Origin of the sequence: Chryseobacterium sp. POE27 (genome assembly GCF_039727685.1) — a bacterium.
In the GTDB taxonomy this organism is placed as follows: Bacteria; Bacteroidota; Bacteroidia; order Flavobacteriales; family Weeksellaceae; genus Chryseobacterium.
The window spans coordinates 1,278,767-1,289,610 of record NZ_CP152475.1; the positions used below are offsets into that span (position 1 = coordinate 1,278,767).

13 protein-coding genes are annotated in these 10,844 nt (G+C 36.6%); 4 read left to right on the forward strand and 9 right to left on the reverse strand.

The window, feature by feature from the left end; all coding sequences use genetic code 11:
- The first annotated feature begins 61 nt into the window (after positions 1–61).
- Both AAHI02_RS05880 and AAHI02_RS05885 read left to right on the forward strand, forming a co-directional pair.
- Entirely contained in the window at positions 62–1,189 is a 1,128-nt protein-coding gene (locus AAHI02_RS05880; protein WP_346985873.1) for a DEAD/DEAH box helicase, read from the forward strand.
- Positions 1,190–1,301: 112 nt separating this feature from the next.
- Entirely contained in the window at positions 1,302–1,496 is a 195-nt protein-coding gene (locus AAHI02_RS05885; RefSeq protein ID WP_346985874.1) for a cold shock domain-containing protein, read from the forward strand.
- A gap of 187 nt (positions 1,497–1,683) precedes the next feature.
- On the opposite strand, the gene AAHI02_RS05890 is transcribed toward AAHI02_RS05885, so the two are convergent.
- The 5 genes from AAHI02_RS05890 to AAHI02_RS05910 all read right to left on the reverse strand — a co-directional run bounded on the left by AAHI02_RS05890 (position 1,684) and on the right by AAHI02_RS05910 (position 5,478).
- Positions 1,684–2,736: a cation:proton antiporter gene (locus AAHI02_RS05890; protein ID WP_346986595.1), complete on the reverse strand. Its 1,053-nt coding sequence runs from the start codon at positions 2,734–2,736 to the stop codon at positions 1,684–1,686.
- Positions 2,630–2,863: a hypothetical protein gene (locus tag AAHI02_RS05895; protein ID WP_346985875.1), complete on the reverse strand. Its 234-nt coding sequence runs from the start codon at positions 2,861–2,863 to the stop codon at positions 2,630–2,632. The genes AAHI02_RS05890 and AAHI02_RS05895 overlap by 107 nt, the downstream gene beginning before the upstream one ends.
- Before the next feature lie 155 nt (positions 2,864–3,018).
- Complete coding sequence (locus tag AAHI02_RS05900; protein ID WP_346985876.1) at positions 3,019–3,507, reverse strand: Hsp20/alpha crystallin family protein; 489 nt, start codon at positions 3,505–3,507, stop codon at positions 3,019–3,021.
- A 236-nt stretch (positions 3,508–3,743) separates the two neighbouring features.
- Entirely contained in the window at positions 3,744–4,448 is a 705-nt protein-coding gene (locus AAHI02_RS05905; protein WP_346985877.1) for a LytTR family DNA-binding domain-containing protein, read from the reverse strand.
- On the reverse strand, positions 4,438–5,478 hold the full coding sequence (locus AAHI02_RS05910) for a histidine kinase (protein ID WP_346985878.1): 1,041 nt from the start codon (positions 5,476–5,478) through the stop codon (positions 4,438–4,440). The genes AAHI02_RS05905 and AAHI02_RS05910 overlap by 11 nt, the downstream gene beginning before the upstream one ends.
- 202 nt (positions 5,479–5,680) lie before the next feature.
- On the opposite strand from AAHI02_RS05910, the gene AAHI02_RS05915 reads away from it, so the two are divergent.
- Positions 5,681–6,793, forward strand: coding sequence for an acyltransferase (locus AAHI02_RS05915; RefSeq protein ID WP_346985879.1), 1,113 nt, complete (start codon positions 5,681–5,683; stop codon positions 6,791–6,793).
- The gene (locus AAHI02_RS05920; protein ID WP_346985880.1) at positions 6,790–7,284 is read left to right on the forward strand and encodes a nuclear transport factor 2 family protein; all 495 of its coding nucleotides are present in this window, start codon (positions 6,790–6,792) and stop codon (positions 7,282–7,284) included. Before AAHI02_RS05915 ends, AAHI02_RS05920 begins: the two co-directional genes overlap by 4 nt.
- Positions 7,285–7,741: 457 nt before the next feature.
- Here AAHI02_RS05920 and AAHI02_RS05925 read toward each other — a convergent pair whose 3' ends face one another.
- The 4 genes from AAHI02_RS05925 to AAHI02_RS05940 form a co-directional block, all read right to left on the reverse strand.
- On the reverse strand, positions 7,742–8,185 hold the full coding sequence (locus AAHI02_RS05925; protein WP_346985881.1) for a helix-turn-helix domain-containing protein: 444 nt from the start codon (positions 8,183–8,185) through the stop codon (positions 7,742–7,744).
- 25 nt (positions 8,186–8,210) lie between these two features.
- Positions 8,211–8,528, reverse strand: a complete 318-nt coding sequence (locus AAHI02_RS05930) for a hypothetical protein (protein WP_346985882.1) — start codon at positions 8,526–8,528, stop codon at positions 8,211–8,213.
- 116 nt (positions 8,529–8,644) lie between these two features.
- Complete coding sequence (locus AAHI02_RS05935) at positions 8,645–9,001, reverse strand: helix-turn-helix domain-containing protein (RefSeq protein WP_346985883.1); 357 nt, start codon at positions 8,999–9,001, stop codon at positions 8,645–8,647.
- A gap of 1,330 nt (positions 9,002–10,331) precedes the next feature.
- The gene (locus AAHI02_RS05940; protein WP_346985884.1) at positions 10,332–10,835 is read right to left on the reverse strand and encodes a hypothetical protein; all 504 of its coding nucleotides are present in this window, start codon (positions 10,833–10,835) and stop codon (positions 10,332–10,334) included.
- Positions 10,836–10,844: the final 9 nt, after the last annotated feature.

Genomic DNA, 10,844 nt, shown 5'->3' on the forward strand with positions numbered 1-10,844 from the left:
CTTTTTCTCAGGATTTCAGATAAACCCTGACTCACTAATGCCTCAGAGGCTTTCAAAAACAATGAATTTCAAAAATCTTAATTTAATAAACCCTATTATCCGCGCCGTAACGGAAGCGGGATACTCTAAACCTACCGAAATCCAGAGCAAAGCGATTCCGCATATTCTGGAAGGTAGAGATATTATCGGTTGCGCACAGACCGGAACAGGAAAAACAGCAGCATTTGCCATGCCGGTTCTTCAGCTTTTAAAAAAGCACAGTCCCGACCATCAGATGATCCGCACCCTGATCCTTACTCCCACCCGTGAACTCGCTTTACAGATTGAGGAAAATTTTAAACTGTACAGCAAATATCTGCCTTTATCACAGCTTTCCATCTTTGGTGGCGTATCTCAGGGCAACCAGATCTCTTCATTAAGAAAAAGGGTGGATATCCTTGTAGCAACTCCGGGAAGACTTCTGGATCTCTGCAGCCAGGGCCATATCAATCTTTCTAAAATCGAAGTCCTGGTACTGGACGAAGCAGACCGTATGCTGGATATGGGTTTTGTGAATGACGTTAAAAAAGTACTGACGCTTGTTCCTCAGAAAAGACAGACTCTTTTTTTCTCGGCCACGATGCCTCATACTATCCGAAAATTTGCAGATACGATCCTGAAAAACCCTGTTGAAATCACCGTAACCCCTGTTTCATCAACAGCAAAAACGGTAAAACAGTCGGTATATTTTGTTGAAAAAGACAATAAAACCGGGCTTCTGATCAGCCTTCTTGAAGACCCTTCTATTCTCCGTTCTCTGGTATTTACCAGAACAAAACACGGAGCCGATAAACTTGTAAAACAACTGGAACGTACAGGAATATTTGCCGCAGCGATCCATGGGAACAAGTCCCAGAATGCAAGACAGAAGGCTCTGGAAGATTTCAGGAACAGCAAAATCCGCGTACTGATCGCTACTGATATTGCAGCAAGAGGAATTGATATTGATGAGCTGTCTTACGTTGTAAACTACGAGCTTCCCAACGTACCCGAGACGTATGTACACCGTATCGGAAGAACAGGCAGAGCAGGTATGGAAGGCAAAGCAGTTTCATTCTGCGATCAGGAAGAACGCTCTGATCTGAAAAATATACAGAAACTTATAGGTTTTACAGTTCCTGTAATGGCACAGCATCATTTATTCCAATAATACCAAATAGAAAAAACAGACTTTTAGTAGTGGAGATCTTTATGAAAATATGATTGGAGGTTTCTTTCACTGATCGTCGAACAATACAATAATAATTTTTAATACAATTACAATGCAACAAGGCACAGTAAAATTTTACAATGAAGCAAAAGGCTTCGGATTTATTTCTCCGGCAAACGGAGGAGGAGACATTTTCGTACACTCTACAGGTTTAAACAGCAGAAGCATCCGTGAAAACGATATGGTAACCTATGATGTAGAGCAGGGAAAAAAAGGATTGAATGCAATTAATGTAAAATTAGCATAACATTATACACCGTGTAATACGGTTATAAGTCAAAGAAAGTCTGCCTTTTTGTGCAGACTTTCTTATTTTCAGAAAGCAGTGGACAAGAAATTCCGGTAGAACAAGACGAGCATGGGAATTTTAAATCAAAAAATATAAATCCCACATCCATCTTAAAAACTCTCAGGCACTAAACCCAAACCCAGGCTCAATTACGGTTCATTATTCTTATCAATGATCTCTTTGCCGTAGTGCTGTTGAGGAAAGTTATCCAAATTGTGGATAGCAGGAGTGACAGGCAGGTAATTCCCAATCCGGCCTTGTACAGGCTGTACTCTATTATTCCTGATTTATAGGCAACCGATAATGCCAGAATTCCGAACTCACCTGTCTGTGATAGCAAAGCGCCACCGTACCAACTGTCTTTCCAGCTGTATTTTAATAGTCTGAAAGCGATGGCAGACATCAGGCTGTTACTTGCCAACACGAAAAATGTCCCCAAAAGGATGATTCCGAAATTGGAAAAGAGATAAGGGATGTCCAAACGCAGCCCAATGGAAACAAAAAACAGCGTAACAAAGAATACTTTGAATGGGATCAGAGAATGCTCCAGCCAGCTGAAAGTTCTTACCCTTCCCACGACCACACCTGCCATAAAACTTCCCAAAGCGCTGCTCATCCCGGCCATCTCAGCTAACAACCCGGAAATAAGACAGATGAAAAGTCCGGAAAACACCTGAAGGTCGTGATCTTTCTCAATCGATCTGAAAAATTCCGGCAGCCGGATCTCCTGCACATTTCTGATCTTTTTCAGGATAAAGAACATCACACAACACAGAACTGCCGGAAAAAGAAGGGTAAGAATGTCAAATTCAGGTTTATTCCATGCTTTCAGCATTGTAAGGACGGGTGCCAGAAGAAGATCCTGAAAGATAAGCATATTCAGCACCGTTATTCCGAATGTTGTTTTCAGGGTTTTATGCCTGCTCAGAAACTCACTGACCACCGCCGTACTATTAAAGATAAATAAAACAGCAATGAGAATAATGCTGTTTAATGAAAGTTCCATGAAATATCCTATCAGAAAAGCACAGCCTATGCTCAGGACGATCTTGATTGACTGTGCGACAACAGGTTTTATGAGCATACTCCGGTTATCGGGAACATTGATTTCCATTCCCAGGAAAAACATGAGCAGCAGAATTCCGATCTCCCCTATTGTTTCCGTCTGTGCGGGATCTGTGAAAACCCCCCGAAATATGCGGTCCCAGAATAATGCCCACCATAATGTAAGCGATGAGGTAAGGCTGATTGAATTTTTTCAGAATAAACATCATTCCCAGCGTAGTAAGGCATAGGATGCATACTGACCAAAGTAATCCGTTCATCGTTTGTTGTTTTAAATATAAGATTACTAAAATTGGTTTCCCTTGCGGAAAACCAATGTAAATGATTCATTCAAATTTGGGATTTACTGCAGGGCTGAACAAGGCTGACTGCACTTATTAAAACAATATTTCAACAGCAGAATGTACAGCATTATTCAGATTTGCAATAATTCCCTGATCAGGTTTGTTAATGCACTTCGATCATACGGGGTGCCTGTTTTTTTGGCTTTTTCAGATTTTGGAATAGTAAGCTTCAGAACACCATTTTCATATCTGGCTTCAATGTTCTCATCATCTACTACATTTTCTGCAAGCTCGATACTTCTACGGAAAGACTGATAGCTGAATTCCCTGCGGATGTAATTGTCTTCCTTCTCTTCTTTCTGGTTTTTTCGGGAAGATGAAATGGTAAGCATATTTCCTTCCAGGGTAATTTCGAAATCCTGTTTCTCCATTCCCGGAGCGGCCAGCTCCACTTCAAAATTGTCTTCACTTTCCCTGATATTCACCGAAGGAAGTGTAGTAAGGGTTGACGAAAAGTTGTTGTTGCCCCAATTAAAAAGTTCGCGGCTGAAAAAGTCATCGAACAGTGCACGTGGATTTGCAGGGAGCAAACTGCCATTGTTTCTTTTAACGATTGACATAATTACGAGTTTTTAAAGGTTAAACAATATATTCAATGATCGTAACTTATTCATTACAAGCAGTATGCCAGTGCCAAAATATGAAATTTTGTCATTTTAGAACTGAAAAAATGGCAGAATCACGAGATAAAAGTTGTCGAAATTACATGATACGATAAAAGTTTTAGGCTAAAATTTAAAATCAATGATTCACCTTATCAGACATTAGTTTTTACGATAAGCTTATTTAAACAAGTTTAATTAAAAGAATGCTTTCCCAGAAATACTTTTTTAAAAGCATCAAACTCATTTTTATAGCTTCTTCCTATGGGAATTCCCTTTTTTCCGACCAGTATTTCCTGGCTTCCGATGGCGGTAACGTAGGAGACATTTATCATAAACGAGCGATGAATTCTGATAAAACCTTTTTTCAGCAGTTGTGTAGCAAGCTCGGAAAGTGTCATTTTGGAAACTGTGATGTATTCATTGATAAGGTAGACTTTTATATCATTTCCGGAACTCTCAAGATAAAGGATGTCTTTCAGCAGAATTTTTTTATTAAATCCCTCTGACTTAAGAATGAAAAATTCTTCACCAGTATCTTTGGCCACTGTAGTCAATATACGCTGCACAGATTTGAAAAAACGGTCGAAGGTAATAGGTTTCAATAAATAGTCGACGGCTTCCAGCTCGAATCCTTCGACGGCGTAATCACGGTAGGCGGTGGTGAAAATGGTTTTGGGTTTATGGTTCAATGACCTTAGAAATTCAATTCCGCTGAGATCAGGCATCCGGATATCAAGAAACAAAAGGTCAACCTGTCGATCCTGCAAAATTCGATAAGCTTCCATGGCATTTTTTCCGGTTCCCACTACCTTCATCTCTTCGATCTTAGAGATATGGTTTTCGAGAAGCTTAACTGCCAGCGGTTCGTCGTCTATAATTACACAATTAATTGTCATACAAAGGAGTGGTTACTTTTACAGAAAACCAATTTTCATTTTTTTCAATTTTCAATAGATATTTATCGGAATAATATAATTCAAGCTGCTTTCTGATATTATTCAGTCCGATTCCTATTCTGTCATCGGTTGAGGTTTCAGAGAAATTATTTTCCACTTTAAATATAGCAAAATCAAAATCAGTTATTACAGATATATTGATTTCAACATTTCCGCTCGTTTTTTCTGCACCGTGCTTAAAAGCATTTTCAACCAGAGAAAGGTATAATAATGGCGGAATATGGGCCTGAGATCCTATATTTTCAGATTTATTCATAATCAGCCGTTCGTCGTAGCGTAATTTTTCAAGTTCGATATAATCGTCAATAATTTTTAATTCTTCATTGATATCCACCATTTTATGCTGTCCCTTACTGAGAATATAATCCAGAATATCAGAGAGCCGTTCGATTGACTGTGCCGTTGCCGCGGAACCTGAAACGGACAATGAGTAAATATTGTTGAGCGTGTTAAATAAAAAATGTGGATTAAGCTGTGACTTCAATAACATCAGTTCCAATTCAGATTTCTCTTTCTGTAGCTGTAAACGATTATTTTTCTCATCCTGATAACGCAGAATGAACATAACCGATATGAAAATAAATGCTCCTGAAAGAATCGGAAAAATGTAATGGAACAAAAGGTATCGAATATCTGAAAAAATTTCAGTAAAGCTTTCTTTGGGATAAGTGGCAAAAAAGGGTTCTGCCAGATAAACGATAAACAGACGGTTTAGTACGCCTAAACAATATAAACTCAACACAAGATACAGCGTAAATGAGAGATACTTTTTGGTATCGAAAAACTTTCTGATCAGAACAAAATAGATAAAATTGGCTCCCATGATCTGAAATATCCAATGGCACAGATCATAATATAGGAATTCTTTAAAACCCGGATTTTCATGCTCTCCGTAATTCCTCGCCAACCCAAGCAGAAATAGAGCAATCCAGAATAGTATCTGATAGCCAATCTGTTTTTTGTATTTCATGTTGAGAGTTGTATCCATTACTGTCAAAAATAGTCATTAAAAACTTTTCATAAGAAAAAGAAAGCTGGAAGACCTACATTATCATGCAGACGACCATTTTCGGCATCTGAAAGTGGAAAAGCATTACATACATCCAAATGACTGCTGTGTGCATGCAGTGCATGAAAGCTGATGAGATTAATCTCAATTTCGCTAAAAAAATATGCAGCCTATTAAAAAATTTAACGGACTGGACCACCTCCGTGCTCTTGCGATTGTACTCGTATTTATTTACCATTACCGAATGTTTGAGCATCCTTCCTGGATCGATACTGTAGGATGGATCGGATGGACCGGCGTAGATCTGTTTTTCGTTATAAGCGGATTTTTAATCTCTAATCAGCTATTCAGCGAGATGAAAGAAAAACACACTATTGATTTGAAAACCTTTTACATCAAGAGATTTTTCCGGATTATTCCTCCCTATTTATTTACATTATTTCTTTATTTCTGCATTCCGGTATTCAGGGAGCGGGAAGCGCTGCCGTCTATCTGGAAATTCATCACATTTACGCAAAATTACAGTTTGAATGTTATTCAAAAAGGAACTTTTTCCCACGCGTGGTCTCTCTGCATTGAAGAGCAGTTTTACCTGATGCTTCCTGCCATTCTTTTGTTATTCTACAAAATGAAATCTATTCGCTATCTTACATACAGTATCGTTTTACTCATTATTGTATCGATATTCCTGCGGTATTTCTCATGGAATGAATATATTGTTACCCATATTGCCCATTCTGACTTCTGGAAAGAATGGTATATGAAGATCTATTATCCTACTTATACGAGATTTGATGGACTGGCCATTGGCGTTCTGACCGGTTATTTTTTCCAGTTTTCTGAAAAATTTAAACTATTTATTGATAAAAATGGAAATGTAATACTTCTCAGCGGGTTACTATCAACAGCTCTTTCCCTATACTTTTGCAGGGACCAATATTCTGAGGGTGCTTCTATCTGGGGATTTTCATTCGTCGCGGCAAGCTTTGGAATACTATTGCTTGGAGCCATTTCAGAATCTTCCTTTTTAAACAAAAGAAAAAGCTTTTTAACATCAAAAATTGCTCTACTTTCCTACTCTATCTATCTTTCGCATAAAGGCGTAATTCATCTTATACAGTTATTTCTGGATCAATTTACTATTTCATTACCGGATACATTTGTTTTCCTTGTCTGCCTCGCAGCCTGTCTCTTTGCCGGAATATTGTATTTATACTGTATCGAAAAGCCTTCTTCCTATCTTAAAAATAAAATCCTTAAACATCATATCTCATGAAAAAATTTAGCTTGTTATTTTTTGTAATTGCTTGCAGCGTATTATCTGCCCAGAACATTGCTTCAGAAAAAAAGGCTATCGAAAGTGTTGTAAATCAATTTAAAAAAAGTATTATCAGCAAAGATTCATCTGCTTTTTACAGCTTGTTTCATACGGAAGCCGTGAGCTGGATTGGTGTAAACCGAACAAAAACACAACTAAAGTTATCGGAAAGTGATCCTAAAAACGTCAAAAACTATTTCCGGGATACTTATAAAAGTTTCTTTAGCTATATCCTCAGAAAAGAAGAAAAAAAGGAATTGTTTAAAAATGTACATATTGAGAATGACGATGCCATTGGAAGTGTGACATTCGATTATTCTTTCTGGGTCGATAATCAGATGAAAAATTACGGAAAAGAATTCTGGCATCTGATCAGGGCTGACGGAGAATGGAAAATAATCAGTGTCGTTTTTTCATATGAGCTGGCGGAATTCTATCCTGACAAGTAATTAACTTTCATCTGCATGATTTTTCATATATTTTTAAAATTAACAAAATAAAGATATAGCGTTTTTTTTTGCTTTTTATCAATTCTGAAAACAACGACCGGTAATAATGTGTTTTGACCGGTTTTGACCGGCTTTATTACCTTTTTCTTCGGGTGTTCTTCGGATCACCTTCGGGTCGGCTTCGGAAAAACAGTGATTTTTCCGAAGAGCTTCCGAAGAACTGTCGAAGAAATCCCGAAAAATATATTGTTTTCGGGCAGTTGAAAGGACATAATAGAATTATTAATTTTAAAATAATAATTTGATATAAATAAGAATCTTGCAATTAATCTGATCAGCTTTTATCTTTGAGTAAAGAGTTGTTGAAACTATCAACATTTAGTGAAGCTTAGGTTTACCATAATATGGAAATTGTCTATGAAATTGAATTCAATTCTACCCTGCAATAATTATAATTCTATGATTCCGGTAACTGATTTTTAAACTCAACAATAAACTTTTTTTTCCAGCTGCTCAGCGTATTGCGGCTGATGTTGAAATGCTTTGCCGTCTGAATATTATTCAGGTGATGTTTTTTCTGATACATCAACACTTCAAAAACAGTATCCTTGTCATACGATTTGAGCTTCTGGTTGTTTTCAATGTAGTGCGAATCAAAGCCCACAATGATATTGTTCAGCATCACCACATCGATGGTTTTAATCTTTTTTTTGGTTAAAATACTTTTGCAGGCCTCCGCCTTATCAGGATATTTCTTTGCAATCATATCCTCGTATATTTTTCGGTAATTAGGGGTATTTTTCATATAATTTCTAAAAAAAATTTGATCGATTTGTTTGATATTTCCGGCGAAAGCAACTACTGTTATTAAAGTGCTGCTATTGTTTTCCGTGGTCTTCATCAGGACATCATAAGTTTTCTAAATTTCAATCAATATATCTGTATTCGTACCTGACATCAACCAGTACATCATCTTCGAAGTAAAGAGCCAGAACATATTTTCTTTTTCCTTTTTTCTGTACAAAATAGGTCCATCTGTTCACATAATCATGCTTGCTCTCGTTTTTTCCAAAGGATGCTTCTATCTCGGATTTGGTTTTTCCTATAAGCAGTGAATTTTCAATAATATTCTTAACATAAAATTTTCTCCGGGTTACATTCCGCCAATATTCGTTTTTAAATTCTGATACTAAAAATTCTTTACTTATAATGTGATTTTTTATAAAGCAAAATAATTCCTTCATTTTCATACACTTATCATAATTACTTATACTACATTATTCTTTCAAAATAAGCAACAAGGGAATTCGACATTCGGTTGGATATTTTGTGAAAATACTTTTGCCTTTTACCGTTTGTCCTAAAATCCCCTTTTGCTGAGCCATCGGTACATGGTACTTTTCGGCACCCCATATTCCACTAATATTTGTGCTATTGTTTTCTCACCGCTAGCAATGAGTTCCAAAAAGAAATTAATCGCTTCATTGGTGTATATATTTTTCCGGAACCTAGGAAGACTATGATAGCTGTTTGCTTTACCGATTGCTTTAATCGGGGGCGAATAAAGAATAAGATGTTGGCTGTAAATCCTGAAAAAATCGTATTCCAGAAGTTTACTCCATTTTAAAAGAAGTATTGTATCCATACTCTTACAGGTGTACATTCCTGAAATTTCTGAAGAACTGCATCCAAAAAAATTTACAGATACGCTCTTCATGGATATCTCTTTCGGTAACCGCCCGAAAAAGCATCTCGCCGATGTGAATTTCTTTCATTTGTGGGGTCATAAATTTTTCTTTAAATTTTTTCTTTAAAAAAGCGCCCGGATAACCAGTTATTATCCTAAAATATCCGGGCAGCTATATAAAAACATCTGCGTTTTTAGAAAATCCGTTTTTTTGTAAACGTTATAAATTACTGAGGACAAAAGGGAATTTGCCGTGATCTCAGGAACGTATAAATCAAAAAAAAGGATTATGTCGACTGATTCTTATTCTGGTTTTATCATTTAATTTTTTTCATATATTCTTCTTCTGAAATTTTAATCCTAAAATTCGAGTTCAATATTTCTTATTCGTTTATCAATGCATGTCGCGCTTCGAGCGCTGAGAATTTATTTTATATTGAGCTCACATTAATTATTAATTTTTTGGAATAAAACCGGGAAAGGACATCATTATGAAATCAGTTTTATAAGCTTTACCTTCCCCGGAAACACAACATAAATACTAAGCAATGAGCCATCCAGCATCAATCTTCTGCTTTCTTACTTAATTTTTTTTAAATTGAAATTCCTTTTGACACCATTACAGATTAAAAACTTATATAATCATTGATAATAATTACTATTAGAGCTTTGACCTGAACGAAGAATGTAAAAATTATTATTTGACTTCGATTATCATCTAAAAAACAGCTCTTTAAAAGATTGATAGTTCTGTCATTGTTTTCTATCCTCACAAGGAAGCATTGTTCTATTTGTTGTATCATTATGTTTTTGAATTCTTTCAAAAAACCGGGAGACTAAAGGATGTTTCCTGAACGGTCTCCCTGGCTTACAATCATTTGCGTGTGTTAGAATCTATTTTAATTTAATCATTTGGTCATTTTTGCAGGTTGATAATTTGTTTCATTCTCAGCCATATGACAGTCTCATTTTTCCGTTATCTTACAATAATTGATCGCTTAATAATAAACTCAATCATTATTTCTTTTTATGTATGTGCCTTTCTGAAAGTGTTCAGGATAATCCTTTTATAGACGGAGGCTATGCCCCAAGAACAAGACAATAAATAACACCGGAAAAAATCATACTCCAAGAATCAGGATCAATGAAACAAAACTCTGTATACAAACTGTACCCGGCTTACATGTCTTTTAATTGCGGATGAACATTTTTCAAAAAACTTTAGTCAGTTATTGTACGACAACTTTTATATTGCAATAAGTACCTCCCCCCCATATTAACGTTAAACGTACGTGTCCCCGTGGGTGTACTACAACTACCACATAGATAATCTGTTTCAATAATAAAAGGTATCGTGCCATTAGTTCCTACAGGAAAGGTCCCCCCCTCCCCAGGATAATTTAACACTATTATTGGTCTGAGAACCTGAGGGCATCGTTCTGCCATCACCATTTTCATAATGAATTGATACGGGATGATTTAGATACCATATATTCTTACTGATAGTAAAAGTACCTTCTTCACAATGAATTGTCATACTACACGCCTTATCTGCTCCCTGATCGTTAGTAAAATCCAGAACAATCCCATTGTTAAAATTAACCGCTCCGTTCCCATTTAACACAACCGCTCCTGTACTCCAGTTCTCATTGGCGGCAACGGTGACTCCATTGTTTATGGTTTTGGTATCACTGGTATTCCTGAAAATTGCAGTGGGGTTTCCCCATGTACCGCAATTATTAATGTCTCCAGAAGTAACGGCTGTATTCTGAGACAGGAGCAGCACAGGCATCACTATACCTGCTATCAGAAGCGTATATCGGCAAAATGTCCCTAAAATGAGAAAATGAATTTTTTCTCTCATTTTATAAGC